The 15,514-nt window shown below is 33.7% G+C and carries 11 protein-coding genes; 2 read left to right on the forward strand and 9 right to left on the reverse strand.

Annotated elements, in window-relative coordinates:
* Window positions 1–8 precede the first annotated feature (8 nt).
* Both ACR9EA_RS16690 and ACR9EA_RS16695 read right to left on the reverse strand, forming a co-directional pair.
* Entirely contained in the window at window positions 9–1,619 is a 1,611-nt protein-coding gene (locus ACR9EA_RS16690; RefSeq protein WP_435135590.1) for a LysM peptidoglycan-binding domain-containing protein, read from the reverse strand.
* 111 nt (window positions 1,620–1,730) lie between these two features.
* The gene (locus tag ACR9EA_RS16695) at window positions 1,731–2,918 is read right to left on the reverse strand and encodes a phosphoglycerate kinase (RefSeq protein WP_435135592.1); all 1,188 of its coding nucleotides are present in this window, start codon (window positions 2,916–2,918) and stop codon (window positions 1,731–1,733) included.
* Between the two features lie 209 nt (window positions 2,919–3,127).
* On the opposite strand from ACR9EA_RS16695, the gene ACR9EA_RS16700 reads away from it, so the two are divergent.
* Together ACR9EA_RS16700 and ACR9EA_RS16705 are read left to right on the forward strand one after the other, a co-directional pair.
* Entirely contained in the window at window positions 3,128–4,279 is a 1,152-nt protein-coding gene (locus ACR9EA_RS16700) for an ATP-binding protein (RefSeq protein WP_435135594.1), read from the forward strand.
* 8 nt (window positions 4,280–4,287) lie between these two features.
* Window positions 4,288–4,683 (forward strand): DoxX family protein, encoded by a 396-nt coding sequence (locus tag ACR9EA_RS16705; RefSeq protein ID WP_435135596.1) that lies wholly within the window; start codon window positions 4,288–4,290, stop codon window positions 4,681–4,683.
* 6 nt (window positions 4,684–4,689) lie between these two features.
* Here ACR9EA_RS16705 and ACR9EA_RS16710 read toward each other — a convergent pair whose 3' ends face one another.
* The 7 genes from ACR9EA_RS16710 to ACR9EA_RS16740 all read right to left on the reverse strand — a co-directional run bounded on the left by ACR9EA_RS16710 (window position 4,690) and on the right by ACR9EA_RS16740 (window position 15,510).
* On the reverse strand, window positions 4,690–5,535 hold the full coding sequence (locus ACR9EA_RS16710) for a DUF4249 domain-containing protein (RefSeq protein ID WP_435135598.1): 846 nt from the start codon (window positions 5,533–5,535) through the stop codon (window positions 4,690–4,692).
* 4 nt (window positions 5,536–5,539) lie between these two features.
* Window positions 5,540–7,912, reverse strand: coding sequence for a TonB-dependent receptor (locus ACR9EA_RS16715; protein WP_435135600.1), 2,373 nt, complete (start codon window positions 7,910–7,912; stop codon window positions 5,540–5,542).
* Between the two features lie 190 nt (window positions 7,913–8,102).
* On the reverse strand, window positions 8,103–8,615 hold the full coding sequence (locus tag ACR9EA_RS16720; RefSeq protein WP_435135602.1) for an OmpH family outer membrane protein: 513 nt from the start codon (window positions 8,613–8,615) through the stop codon (window positions 8,103–8,105).
* 231 nt (window positions 8,616–8,846) lie between these two features.
* Window positions 8,847–9,710 carry a class I SAM-dependent methyltransferase gene (locus ACR9EA_RS16725; protein WP_435135604.1) on the reverse strand — a complete coding sequence of 288 codons (864 nt, stop codon included), beginning with the start codon at window positions 9,708–9,710 and terminating at the stop codon, window positions 8,847–8,849.
* Between the two features lie 103 nt (window positions 9,711–9,813).
* The gene (gene mnmG, locus ACR9EA_RS16730) at window positions 9,814–11,685 is read right to left on the reverse strand and encodes a tRNA uridine-5-carboxymethylaminomethyl(34) synthesis enzyme MnmG (RefSeq protein WP_435135606.1); all 1,872 of its coding nucleotides are present in this window, start codon (window positions 11,683–11,685) and stop codon (window positions 9,814–9,816) included.
* Window positions 11,686–11,737: 52 nt separating this feature from the next.
* Window positions 11,738–12,145, reverse strand: coding sequence for an rRNA maturation RNase YbeY (gene ybeY, locus ACR9EA_RS16735; protein ID WP_435135608.1), 408 nt, complete (start codon window positions 12,143–12,145; stop codon window positions 11,738–11,740).
* Window positions 12,145–15,510, reverse strand: a complete 3,366-nt coding sequence (locus tag ACR9EA_RS16740; protein ID WP_435135610.1) for a hypothetical protein — start codon at window positions 15,508–15,510, stop codon at window positions 12,145–12,147. The genes ybeY and ACR9EA_RS16740 overlap by 1 nt, the downstream gene beginning before the upstream one ends.
* Between the last annotated feature and the right edge of the window lie 4 nt (window positions 15,511–15,514).

A 15,514-nucleotide genomic window follows, 5' to 3' on the forward strand; every position in this document is an offset into this window, starting at 1 on the left:
TTAGTAATTTAACCTTTATATAGCTTTAAGGTCATTCCAGGTTTTAAATTACTACCACTAATACCGTTCCATTCTTTAATATTTTGCACAGAAATTCCAGAATGTTTTTGTGCAATGCTCCATAACGAATCTCCTTTTTTAACTACATAATGTTTTTCTTCTGAAGTTTTTGATGATGTAGATGTCGAAGCAACTTGTGGCTCTGAAGGCTTTTTTGGTGCCACATTAGGGTTTCTTGGATAAATGGTAAGGCGTTGGCCAATTTTAAGATTATTACTTCTTAAACCATTCCATTGCTTGATTTGGCTAACACGCACGCCATATTTCCTGGCTATTTTACCTAAATAATCGCCAGACCGTACGGTATATCTTGTTTTAGATTCCGATTCGAAAAATTGTGGTAAAGGTTTTTCACGTTTATCGAATTCGGCTTTAGCAAAAGCGTAAATCAACTCTTCATTAGCCACAAAAGGCCCTATAGCATGTACAGGTAAACGCAGTGTATAATTCTCGTCTTTTATAAAAGGAATAATATCTAATTTATACGACGGATTTAAAAACTGAAGTTCTTCTATATCGACTCCTGTTACTTCAGAAACTTGGTCTAAAGTTATCATTTGCTTTACATGCAAGGTATCGGTTTCCATATAAGCAAACTCTGGCTTGGCTTTAGAAAAGCCTAATTCTTCGGCATTCTCAAAAATATACATGGTTGCCAAAAACGCTGGTAAATATCCTGCAGTTTCGCGAGGTAAATACGGTCTTATATTCCAATAATTTTCGTAACCGCCAGAACGTCTTATCGCTTTAGTAACATTACCTGGTCCTGAATTATATGCGGCCAAAGCCAGATCCCAATCGCCAAAAATTTCGTATAATTTAGATAAATATTTCGCAGCTGCTTCTGTCGATTTTAAAGGATCGCTACGCTCATCTACATAACTACTTACATCTAGTCCATATAGTTTACCTGTAGAAAACATAAATTGCCAAAGTCCAGTGGCTCCTACCCTAGACTTTGCTCTTGGCTTTAAAGCCGATTCTACAATGGCTAAATATTTAATTTCTAACGGAAGATCATAATTATCTAACTCTCTTTCGAACATCGGAAAATAATACTCGCTAAGCATCATAAGCTTTTGAAGCGTTTTACGACGATTTTTTAAATACGATTTTATAACACTTTCCAACGATGGATTATAAGCGACATTAAATGGTGTTTTAGCATCTAACTCTAATAATCTTTTTTTAAGTGTATCGGTATTTAATTCGGGATATTCGACTTCATCGAAAGTTAGTTCGGTAACCGATTCGTAAATAGTATCGTATAAAGTATTACTGTATAATTCCTCTAACCATTGCTTATCTACAGCTGCTGTGTAAGCGTGATCTTGCATATTTTCTATGCTTAAAGAATCTACAACAGGCTTAATGGTTTGAGGCTTGTAATACGTTTGTCCGTCTATAATGGTATCGACCACATAATTTTCGCCAGACACCAACTCATTTTCTGTTAATCTTTGTGTTTTTACTTTTACAACCAAAGAATCTTGGGCAAAAGTTACCGTTACGCATAATAACATTACGCATAATAAGTAAATATTCAGTCGCTTGTTCATTTATAAAACCATTTGAGGTATTAACGTCATCGCGGCTAAATTCGTATTTTTAAACTGAAAATGAAAGTTAAAGTTATAAAACTCTTGTTTTTACGTTATTAAACCGTTTTTTTATCCTAAAATAGCGGCAATTCCTGGTAATACTTTTCCTTCTAAACTTTCTAACATCGCACCACCACCAGTACTTACATAGCTTACTTTATCTTCGAAACCAAACTGTTTTACAGCAGCAACAGAATCTCCGCCACCTACTAAAGAAAAAGCACCGGATTGAGTAGCTTCTGCAATGGCATCGCCTAAAGCTATTGTACCTTTAGCAAAAGTTGGCATTTCGAACACGCCTAAGGGACCATTCCATAAAATGGTTTTAGATTCCATTACCACTTTTTTGAATTGCTCTATAGATTTTGGGCCAGCATCTAAACCTTGCCAGCCTTCTGGTATTGCAGTAACATCTATAATTTTAGTTTCGGCATCGTTACTAAAAGCATTTGCAGCAACAACATCTACAGGAATGTGCACTTGCACACCTTTGGCTTTAGCTTGCTTTAAGATATCTAACGCTAAATCCATTTTATCGTCTTCGCAAATAGAATCGCCTACTTCTCCGCCTTGAGCTTTAATGAAGGTAAAGGTCATTCCGCCACCAATAATTAAGTGATCTACTTTATCTAAAATATTTTCTATAATGGTGATTTTTGAAGACACTTTGGCACCGCCTAACACAGCCAAAACAGGTTTCTCGCCTGTTTCCATCACCTTTTTAATACTTTCAATTTCTTTGGCTAACAAATACCCAAAGCATTTATTTTCTGGAAAAAACTGAGCGACAATAGTTGTCGATGCATGCGCTCTGTGCGCCGTACCAAACGCATCGTTAACATAAATATCGCCTAACTTAGATAATTGTTCCGCAAATTTTAAATCGCCTGCAGTTTCTTCGGCATGAAAACGTAGATTTTCTAACAATAAAACTTCACCTGGTTTTAAATTGGCTGCAGCCTCTTCGGCTACTGGACCTACACATTCTGGAACAAAAATAACGGAAACACCTATTGTTTTTGATACCTCATCTACAATATGTTTTAAAGAAAAAATATCTTGAACACCTTTTGGGCGCCCTAAATGCGACATTAAAATACAACTTCCACCATCTTCTAAAACCTTAATAATTGTTGGTTTTGCAGAAACGATTCTAGTAGTATCGGTAACATTAAAATCGTCGTCTAATGGTACATTAAAATCTACTCTAATTAATGCTTTTTTATTTTCGAAATTAAAATCGTTTAAGGTTTTCATTGTTATTGGTTTTCTTGTTTGTATTACAAATGTAAGTAATAAAATAGAGGTAAAAAACGGGTTTTTTCACGAAAACGTTTTCTATTTTAAAAGTATTTTTAAAAACTCGCTAAGACATTACTCCATTTGTTATTAAACTTCTATTGTTACCAGAAAACTAAATCCTGTAAGTACAAAAACTTTACCAAAAAAAAATATAGTTTTGCAGCATGCTTTTTAAAGATATTTTAGGTCAAGAACATATTAAAAGCCATTTAACACAAAGTGTAGATAATGGCAGAATTCCGCATGCACAATTATTTGTTGGCCCAGAAGGTAGTGGCACTTTACCAATGGCCATTGCTTATGCCCAATACATTTTATGTAGCAATACTGCAGGCGAAAACAATACGGGAAACCAAAGTTGTAATTTAAAATTCAACAATTTTTCGCACCCCGATTTACATTTTGCTTTCCCCGTAACAACTACTGGAAGTATAAAATCTCATCCCGTATCCAGTATGTTTTTAACCGAATGGCGCCAATTACTTAAAGAGCAGCCTTATGGTAATTTATTTGATTTGTATAAACTTTTAGGGGTAGAAAATAAACAAGGACAAATTGGTGTAGACGAAGCCCAAGATATTGTAAAAGCCCTTGCTTTAAAAGCTTACGAAGGAGGCTATAAAGTGATGATTATTTGGATGGCCGAAAAAATGAATACCGCAGCCGCAAACAAACTTTTAAAATTAATTGAAGAGCCACCAAAGCAAACCATTTTTATTTTAATAGCCGAAGAAGAACAACACATACTAAATACCATACGATCGCGATGTCAGGTACTTCATTTTCCTGCACTTGCAGACGATGTTATAAAACAAGCTATAATTAAGGCTTACGACTTAAACGAAACCGAAGCTCAAAAAATAGCGCATCAATCTAACGGAAATTACAACAAAGCCTGCGATTTAGTGTATCACGACTCCGAAGATTCTTTATTCGAAGATTGGTTTGTTATGTGGGTACGAAGCGCATTTAAAGCCAAAGGAAATAAAGCCGCTATTCACGATATTATAACTTGGAGTGAAGATATTGCCAAAAAAGGCAGAGAAACCCAAAAACAGTTTTTACTGTTTTGTATAGATTTTTTTAGACAAGCGTTATTGTTAAATTACAACGCCAACACACTAGTATTTTTTGAGCCTAAATCTGGATTTAAATTAGAAAAATTTGCGCCTTTTGTTCATAATGGTAATATTTTAGACATTTACGATGCTTTAGAAGAAGCCATTTACCATGTAGAACGCAACGGAAATTCTAAAATAGTTTTAACCGATTTATCTATAAAACTAACCCGATTATTACACGCTAAACCATCTTAACTATAGTCTTGAAACATCTGTTAGAACATAGTGCCGAAATTTTAATACTGATTTTCTTATTCATTACCTTTTTAATGAGTTTTTTAGATAAGATTACAGATTGGAACGGCAATATTCTCTTTTTAAAAGATTATTTTTCTAAAAGCTGGTTACGCCGTATTATACCCTTAATACTTGTTAAGGTTGTAATTTTTGAAGCTATAACAACTATTTTATGTGCCTTAGGAATTTATGAAATCATTGCTGCAAAAACGACAACACTTGCTTTAATGGCCAGTATTTTTTCCTGTATTATACTACTTGTATTTTTATTAGGGCAACGCATAGCTAAAGATTATGATGGCGCCAGAAACATTGCCATCTATTTTATTATAGCTGTGTTTGCCGTATATCTCTTTCAGTAAACTATTTTACTCTTCGTCTACAAACGTGTAGGTTTCTTTATACGTTTCTGTTACTCTAAAAAAGCCATACGGATAATTTTCTGGGTTTGTTTCGTTAATACAATTACCACGAAGCTCTACTGGAGTTGGAGCAAATGGATTACCAGAACCAGATTGGCTGTTTAATAATTGCATGTATTTGTAATACCGTTCGGACACGTTATACAAGTTGATATCTACGACATCGCCAGGTTGAAATTCTTCATCTTCATTATCATCATCAAACTTTTCGTAAACCACGCTTATTTCGTTACCATTTTGTAAATCGTCTGAAAGATCTCTTAAATACGGATAGTCTTCATCTCGCTCTTGAAACTTTAAAATATAAAAATTCGTTTCGTCCTCTGGATCATTAAAATAAACATTCACTTCTAGAACATCGGAGAAAAATCCATTGTTTTTAGACTGATTTACACTGGTAATTGGTGTTGTAGGCCGTAAGGTTTCTGTAGCTGTATAGGTTTCGTTATTATAAACAATATTTAAGATATAGGTTTCATTTAACACCGCCTCAAAATTTTTTGTAGTGTATGTACCATCGTTATTATCGGTAAACAATATGGTGTCATTTGTACTGCTTCGTGTTACTGTTACGGTTCCTCCTGTTACAGCATTATCCGAAGTGGTATCGAAATATGGTGTTGTAGTACTTAATTTTATGGTTTGTTGTTTACCATCCGTTCCGTTTTGCCAGTCTAAAGAAGCTTCAATAACTAAACGCGGATCTGCTGTTGGAACATCTACATCTATTACATCGGTACACGATGTAAACAAAGTAAGAATAAATAGAAAAGAATATATATACGATTTCATGGGATTAAAATTTAAAGTTATACGTTACCGAAGGTACAATACCAAAAATGGCAGTTCGTGTGGCTTCATTTACACCCGTTTCTAAGTTTTGCCCAAACGAAATAGATGCGGCATTTTTGCGATTATAAACATTATAAATACTAAATACCCACTCGCCTTTCCAACGGGCATTTGGTTTGTAATTTGGCTTAAATGTCGCCGCCAAATCTAATCGGTTGTAAGATGGTAATCTATCGGCATTACGGCTTCCATAATTAGCTACAGATAAACCTTCGTACTCGTATTGCCCAACAGGATAAGTAACTGGTCGGCCTGTTTGAAAAATAAAGTTACCGCTAAAACTCCATTTTTCAGTCAGTTTATAACTTCCCGTAAGCGAAACATCATGAGTTCTGTCGTAAGGTGTATAATACCATTCGCCTTTATTTATACCTGGTCCACCAGCCTTTCCCCCTGGGGTTTTTTGTTCAGATTTAGAAATGGTATATGCTAACCAACCTGTAAATTTTCCTTTGTTTTTGCGCAGCAACAATTCCAGTCCGTAAGCTCGGGATTCGCCTTCTAAAATCTGGGTTTCTATATTATTATTGGCTATTAAATCGGATCCATCTATATAATCTATTCGGTTATCTACAGTTTTATAATAGGCTTCTGTTTCTACAGAAAACATACCGTTTTGTAACTCTTTAAAGTAACCCACAGAATATTGATTGGCCATTTGTGGATTTACAAAAGGGCCACTTGGTGTCCATACATCCAATGGCGTGGCATTAGCGGTATTAGAAAGCAAACTTAAATATTGTGCAATTCTAGAAAATCCTAATTTTACCGAAGCAGTTTCGTTAAGTTGATAGGCTAATCCTAATCGGGGTTCGAAATTCGAAAAATCGGCAATGGTTTCGCCTTTATCGTAATCAATTTCACCAGTCATTATACCTTCTTCATAAATACCTAAGGCTTCGTTATACACTACAGGCTGATTGTTTAGATATGTTGCTATAGGCTGGCCGCCCAAACGTTTAAACATACTAAATCGCAAACCCAATTGTACATTCAATTTCTCCGAGAATTTATGTTCGGCATTAACATATAAACCGCCTTCTAACGCTCTTTTTTTATCTAATATATCTTCGTTAATAGAGGAGTCTTCATCGACTGGTCTTACTTCGCCTGGATTAAAATTATAGGTAATGGCACTAGCTCCAAAATCTATTGTGGTTTTATTGTTTAAATAGTATTTAAAATCGTATTTAACATTAAAGTTTTTAATACTAGAGGTCCAATCTAGGCCTACAAAATTTAGCTCTAAACCGTAATCGTAGTCGCCATAAATAAACGATAAATTAGAAAACAACTTATCGTTAAACACGTGGTTCCAACGCAAATTTAATGTACTGTTTCCGTAAGCATTTTTAAAAGCATCGTCGAAATTTAAAATATCTCTACCAAAATATCCTGAAAGGTACAGCCTGTTATTTTGATTGATTTCGTAATTACCCTTTACATTAAAATCGTAGAAAAAAGCAGTATTATCTTGGTCTGCTAATTTTAAAAATAAATGGGCGTAAGACGATCGGCCAGCAACAATAAAAGACCCTTTATTTTTTAATATTGGCCCCTCTGCCGCCAATCTGCTGGATATTAAACCAATACCACCTGTTAAATTGAAATTTTTACTATTACCATCTTTTTGACGAATATCTAAAACCGAAGAAACACGACCACCATAATTGGCTGGAATATTCCCTTTATACAATTTCATATCTTTAACAACATCGGCATTAAACACCGAAAAGAATCCAAACAAATGCGATTCGTTAAAAATGATAGCCTCGTCTAATAACACCAAATTCTGATCTGTTGCACCACCACGCACATTAAACCCATTAGACCCCTCGCCATTATTGGTAACACCAGGCAATAATTGAATGGATTTTACAACATCTACCTCGCCTAAAACAGCAGGTATTTGTTTTATTGTAGCACTTTTTATTACGGCGACACTCATTTGTGGATCTCTAATATTTGCTTTTTCGGTTTCTTCGGCAGTAATAACCACTTCATCTAAGGTTGTGGTATCTTCCTGAAGCTCGAATGATATGCTTTGATTTTTATCTAAAACAATTTCCTTTTTAATAGTAACATATCCCAAATACGAAACCACTAAGGTATAATTTCCTTTTGGAGCTGTAAGCGAATAAAAACCGTATGTGTTTGTTATACCACCAGCAGAAGTGTTTTCCAAAAAAACAGACGCCCCAAATACCGACTTACCATTAGCAAAATCGCTAATCGTTCCACTAACCGTAAATGTTTCTTGAGCGTAGGTATAGCAGCTAATTATTAAAAATAAATAAAAACTTAATTGAAATTTCATAGCGTGTTTTAAAGATTGAACGGGTACAAAGCAAAGCAATTTTGCAATGAAAATAAGACTAAATATGTGCTTTTGAAATAAATTATTTTAAACATAATCTTATAACTACATTTTATAACAATTATTTTCTGAGCATAAAAAAAGCCAAACACATTTAATGTTTGGCTGTAATACGACTGTTTAAAACATTCTATTTTTTATAAGAATCGTTAAGGGCTTTTATTAAAGTCTCAGTTAAGTCTTCTGAGTCCTTACCATACATAACACTTCCAGCTTCGTTACTTCCTAAAATGAAATCGTAATTATTAGATTCCCCATAATTTTTTACGAATTTTCTTACTTTTGAAATCAAAGAATCTATTTCTTTTTGACTTTCCGATGCAATTTGTTGTTCTGTCATCTGAATTTGTTGCTGAATCATTTGTTGCTTTCTACCTAATTCTTGATAACGTTGTTGCGCTTTATCTTGAGACATAGAACTTGCTTGCTGTTGAAATTCCTGATACTCGGCTTGAAATGATTGAGCCAAACTATCCGTAAGCTTACTTGAAGCTTCTATTTGCGATTTGTATTTAGATTCAACATCTATTTTTTCCTGATATTCGTTTACTAATTTAGAATTATCTACAAATCCAATTTTTTGAGATTGCTGGCAAGACGCTAAAGTCATTAATGTAACGACTAAAATTGATATTTTTTTCATCGGGTTATTAAAATTTATTTATCAGAACAAAAATAGAAAAGTAATAACGATAACATCTGCTTTGCATGTTAAAACCCTAGTATTAGATAAATTGATACTAAAAAAACAATTAATAAATAATATTGATTAAAAATGAAGTAAAATAAAGCGTTTTAAGCGGTTTTTAAAAAACACACTACACTTTACCTGTTTTCGAACATTCGATAGCTTATTACGCTTAAAAATGAGTTTTTACGCTTTTTTAACCATATAAATCAACGACGAGTACTCTCCAGAACGTTTTGCCTTCATATTAGATAGCATTCCTATTCTAAAAGCATTAAACACATTCATTTTTCCTGTTTTATATTTTTCGGAAAGTAGGCTTACATAAAACGCATCAAAAAACATGGGTAATGTTTTTTCAACTAATAATTGTTGTTGTTCCAATAATTGAGATAAACCTTTTTTTGAAAAATGCCATAAATGTCTAGGTACATCGTATGCTGCCCAAAATGCTTTATAGTAATTGGCATCGTAACTTTTATAATTTGGAACAGCTATTATTAACTTGCCATTAGGTTTTAATAAAGAAGTATAAAATGTAATTTGTTCTTCTAAATCAGGTAAGTGTTCTAAAACATGCCAAAGTGTTACAACATCAAAAGAAGAGATTTTTAACGTTTCAGTTTCATTGGCATTTAAAACAGATTGATTGTTTTTTAATTTTTGCTGCGCCAATTTTCGGGCAGCATCGTTAGGTTCTACTCCGCGAACCGACCATCCATTTTTTTGGGCCAAGGCTAAAAAATCACCTGTACCACACCCTACATCTAAAACCGATTTTTCTTCGGAAGCATAACTATTAATTAATTTCAATTTGTTTTGCAACGCCACACTTTTAACCGCATGATAAACGCGTTCGAACACATTTCGTTTACCATCGGTATGCGAAATATAATCTTCGCTTTTATAATATTGCCCTAACTCCTCCCCTTTTGGTTGTGGTGTTGTAATTAAAATATCGAAATCTGTTGCTCGCTTTAATTCAAATTTCTCTCCAGAAACGGAAAAATCTTCACAGTGTAGTACTGTAGTTTTTTGGGGAATAATCATAAACTTTAATAAAGGATTGAAATTGTTTAGAGATGCTTTTACTCCTGTTAAACAATAAAAATAGGATAAACTATTTTAGGTGTTCCACGTGGAACACCTAAAATTATCTGCCCATATAAACAAGTAAAACAGAAATATCGTTAGGAGAAACACCACTAATTCGTGATGCTTGAGAAATAGTTGTAGGCTGGATTTTCTTTAATTTTTCGCGAGCTTCAAAACTCATAGATTTAATTTTAGAATAATCGTAATTAGCTGGAATTTTAATATCTTCTAATCTTGATAACTTATCGGCATTGTTTTTTTCCTTTTCGATATAACCAGAATATTTAACTTGAATTTCGGCTTGCTCGATAATCTCACGATCTAAATCATGTTCTACAATAAAATTTTCTATTTCTTCAATTTGTCTAACATCGGACATATCGATATTTGGTCGCGCAAAAATTTTAAACAATTTACCAGATTGATTTACTAAAGCAGACTCTTTAGATTCTAAAATAGGATTTACAACCTCAGGTTTAACGCTTGTATCCTTAAAAAATTGTACAAATTCATCGGCTTTAGTTTGCTTTTCTTCCATGCGTTTAAGACGCTTTTCTGTAGCCAAACCAATTGCATAACCTTTAGGCGTTAATCTAAAATCGGCATTATCCTGTCTAAGTAACGTTCTATATTCTGCTCTTGAAGTAAACATTCTATAAGGTTCTTCTGTACCTTTAGTAATTAAATCGTCTATTAAAACACCTATGTAAGCTTCACTACGTTTTAATATAAATTCATCTTTCTCCTGAACTTTCAAACTGGCATTAATACCAGCCATCAATCCTTGCGAAGCTGCCTCTTCATACCCTGTAGTTCCATTAATCTGACCTGCGAAATATAAGCCATTAATCAACTTTGTTTCTAACGTATGTTTAAGTTGCGTTGGCGGAAAATAATCGTATTCTATAGCATAACCCGGACGGAAAAATTTCACGTTTTCGAATCCAACCACAGAGCGTAAAGCTTTAAATTGAACATCTTCTGGAAGTGAAGTAGAAAAACCATTAACATAAACTTCGCAGGTATTCCATCCTTCAGGCTCTATAAACAACTGATGACGATCTTTATCTGCAAAGCGATTAATTTTATCCTCGATAGAAGGACAGTATCTTGGTCCTAAACTTTTAATTCTTCCGTTAAACATAGGCGAACGATCGAAGCCTTCACGCAACAAATCATGTACCAATGTGCTCGTATACGTCATATAACAAGACCGTTGTTTTATTAGCGGCTTGGTAACATCAGAATAAGAGAATTTCTCTGGCTGTTCATCACCAGGTTGTTCTATCATTTTAGAATAATCTAGGGAGCGACCATCCACTCTAGGCGGTGTTCCCGTTTTCATTCTACCAGACGTAAATCCTAAATCAACTAACTGTTCTGTTATACCAGTTGCAGCGCGTTCACCAGCTCTACCTCCACCAAAATTCTTATCTCCTATATGTATTAATCCGTTTAAAAAAGTTCCATTAGTAAGTACGACTGACTTGCAACGCACTTCAATTCCAAGTGAGGTTTTAACACCTACAACACGATCACCTTCTATAATTAAACCAGAAACCATGTCCTGATAAAAATCTAAATTAGGAGTTTGCTCAAGCATTAAACGCCAATCTTCAGCAAAGCGCATTCTGTCGCTCTGCACCCTCGGACTCCACATTGCTGGTCCTTTAGATTTATTAAGCATTTTAAACTGGATAGCAGAAGTATCGCTAACAATACCACTATATCCCCCTAAAGCATCTATTTCTCGAACGATTTGTCCTTTGGCAATTCCACCCATAGCAGGATTACAAGACATTTGCGCAATGTTTTGCAAATTCATAGTAATAAGCAAGGTGCTACTACCCATGTTTGCAGCAGCAGCCGCAGCCTCACTACCAGCATGACCAGCTCCTACAACAATAACATCATACTCTCTATCGAACATACATATATATTTTAAATTGTAATTGTTCCACGTGGAACATCTCTAATTTTCTTTACAGTTTACTTAAGTAATAATCCTCTTTACTGCGCATAAGTTTAGCCTCAGAATCGGTTTTATCTTTATAACCACAGTAATGCAAAATACCATGGATGATAACACGGTGTAATTCATTTTCTAAAACAGTATTAAAATCAACAGCGTTATCTTGAACACGTTCTATGGAAATGTAAATATCACCATGTAGTTGCTTTCCTACTGAATAATCGAAACTAATTATGTCTGTCAACGTGTCGTGATTAAGGAATTCTACATTCAATTTATGAAGATATTCGTCGTCACAAAATATATAATTTATATCGCCTTCAGAACATTCCTCTTCTTCAATGGTAGCCGAAATCCATGTTGTTAATTCGGCTTCATTATCTATTATGAAGTCGGTTTCGTAATTAAAAACTATCATTATTGATTATTAAAATACTGTTGAACCTTAAGTTTAAATAATTGCTGCAAAGGTATAACTTGTCTATTTAATATTTCAGTAGTATTAAAATATTGTTTAGCATCGGGTATTTTACTGTTGGTTATGTTTTGAAATTGTTGTTGATTAGTTTCAGATTCACGTTTTGTATCTTGATTCTGTTTAAAAGTTGCATCTTCCAATTTCAAAAGTTGATGCTCAAAATGAATCATTTTTTCCATGGTCTCTTTAGTGATGCCATTATTAATTAAATCCATTTCGATATTCTCCATTTGGCGAATCAAACTACGCTCTTGAGTATTTAAACCAGATTGTTTTAGTTGATTCTCTAATTGAAAACGCAGCTCTTGTTGCTTCTGATAAATTTGATACAATTCGCCATTTAAGCCTTCAGAACCTTGCCCTTTACTCTCACTTTGTTTACCAGAAGCATTAGGTTTATTACCAGATTGTTGGCCTTGCTCTTTCCCTTCAGATTCGCCTTGACCTTCTCCTTGTTGTTTTTGTAAGCCCTTTTGCATTTGTTTATTAAGTTCTTGCTGACTCATGATAATATCTTGTAATTGGCCTTCACCTTGGCTTTGTTTATTTTTAGATCCTTTCCCAGAAGATGAAGAAGAGGCATTAAGTTGATCTTCCATATTATCTAAAATATTACTCAACATATCGGCTAAAGTATTTGCTGCGGTAAACGCATACTGCTGAGACGACACACCTTGATAAATTCTATTTTCAGAAAATTCATCTAAAGATTTATCAATATTATAATACACATTAGAAATTTCTGTATTTACCTGTTCGGACAACATAGGCTGACGTAAGGATAAAGCAAATAAACTATCGTCTACATGCTCGAAATAAGCACGCAAATCGTGCTGTTTACGCAAATACGAAGCGTATTTATTATGATTAACTTGAATACGTTTAAAATCATTCATAAGGGCTTCTTCATCGAACGAAAACAACAGTACGTTATCTAAAATTTGTCGTAACATTTCGGCATCTTCTTCTAATTGTTCACCTGAATCCATTTGCATAGCCGATTGCATTTGCTGGCTCATTTGTTTCATTTTTTGGCCTGCTTGTTTTTGTTTTTGCTTCGCTTTACTTTTTTGAGTATCCTGATTAGAATTCAATTCTTGCTTCTCGGATTGTTCTAATTGAGATTTTGCATCTTGTTGATGCGATTTAACATCTTCCTCTCCTACTTCATCACGCGGTAAATCCATAGGTTTTTTTAAATCCTTATTATCTTTCGCCAAAGAATCTAATTGCTTGGTAATATCTTCAAAACGCTTATTTAAGTCCTCTTGCTTTTTAGATGTATTGTCGTCATTCTCTTCTGAAAGTTTCAATTGGTCGTTTGCCAATTGATCGATATCCTCTTGCAATTTTTCCATCTTTTTAGCTACGTAAAATCGTTTGGTTAATTCTAATAATTGTTCTAAACTGCGTTTCTGATTTTTATTTTGTTTAGATAACTGATCTAGCTTTCGGTTAAGATCATCATTATTAATTTTATCTTGAAGCTCTTCTAATTCCTGAAGCAATTTCTCGTCTTGCTTTAATTGTTCTTCGTGTTCTTTAAGACGTTTATTTAATTCATCTTTTGATGCATCTTGCTCTTGATTATTTTTTTGAAATTCTTCTAAATTATCTTGAAACGACTTATTAAAACGTTTCATTAATTGCTCTTGCTGTTTTTGATTTTGGATGATATTCTCTAATTTCTTTTTATCACTAAAATTTAAACGCTGATTGGCTTTATGCGATTGATTTAATTCCTGCAATTGCTTTTCGTTTTTTTCGAAAGTTTCTAGAGAATTGCTTAAATTATTTATCGATTCCTGTTGTTGCTGTAATTGTTTATTTTCCTGTTCCGATGCTGTTGACTGACGGTAATAAAACGTTTCGCTTTTTGTGCGTTTGTAGCCATGTAAAACATCGTTATCAAAAACTTCATAATGCAAACTGTAAGCGGTACCAGGTTCTAATGTCAATTGGTCAGGAAAAGCACTTATAAACTCATCGACATTAGATTTAGATACTGGCATTTCGATATACTGAACACCCTTAACATCATCGGTTTTATAATACGCCAGTCTCAATTTATGCAAACCATAATCATCGCTTAATTGACCACGAAAATACATGGTCGATAAATCTACTGTATCTTTAACCATTTCTACCTTCATCTCGGGGTAATCATCTTTAACAACTTCCAGAGAAAAATTTAACTCTTCGTAATTTTTAAGCCTAGTGTTGCTCGTACTTAGACTATAGTTTAGTGTTTCGTGTAAAGTTTTTGAAGCTTCAAAAGTATTTCCTTGTTTTTTAAACACTACGGTATCGTTAGCAAATAATTGAACTTGATTGGTCGATTTAGTATTCAAAATCCAACTGACCTTCGTGCCTTCAGGAATAATAGCATTGCCAGAGCTTTTTAAAACCTCATCTTGTTTTTGAGTATAAGCTGGATAATCTAAAACCATATCAAAACCTATAAGTTTTGGGACTTCTACAAGTTGTAATGTATAAGGTTTAGATGAAACTCCGTTAGCCTGTAACTGAAAGGAAATATCTTGTTTAGGGCGACTAAATACATATTCGAAACCACCAAGTTCAGATGGAGTTAATAAGTAAGTTTCGTTATTAAAATGTATTTCTGCTTGTTCTGGAACCACATTACCAACTGTTTTTACTAATAACTTAAAATCGGTATTTTCTAAGGTTTGTAAACTATCGTTAATTACAAAAAACTGAAAAGGAGCTGGTGGTTCGTAGGCCGTTCTATAATCTACAACACGTTTGTAACTATCTGTAAACCAATTCATTTTACCTAATACAATGGCTAAAAAAATAATAAAAACTGGTATGCAAGCATATTTTAAATACTTAACATTATGTCTAAAATTTATAGCAAGTTTAAAGGGAATTGGCGATAACTCCAGAGATTTCTGATCGATACTCGCTAAAAGTAAATCCGATTGCGATTGGTTTTTACTCAGTTGTAAAACATTCAATAATTTATCGTTCACTTCAGGAAAATGATTCCCGATAAGTCGCGAAGCTTCTTCGTAATTTATACCACGTTGCAATTTAAATAACTTGGTTAATGGCACAACAATAAACTTTGCGAATAAAACCAATTCTACAATTACAAACAGCCAGAATAATACAGTTCTGGCAGTCGTATTTAACCACAAAAATTGCTCTATTAACAAGGTTATTATAAGATACAAAAGTCCGATAGAAAAAAACAAAATCGTGCCTTTTATAAGTTCATTCACATAAAATCGTCTTATAAAGCCTTCTAACTTTTGTAATATATTTTTAAAATTATTCAATTTT

The sequence above is a fragment of the Formosa sp. A9 genome (assembly GCF_051200825.1).
Lineage (GTDB): Bacteria > Bacteroidota > Bacteroidia > Flavobacteriales > Flavobacteriaceae > Formosa.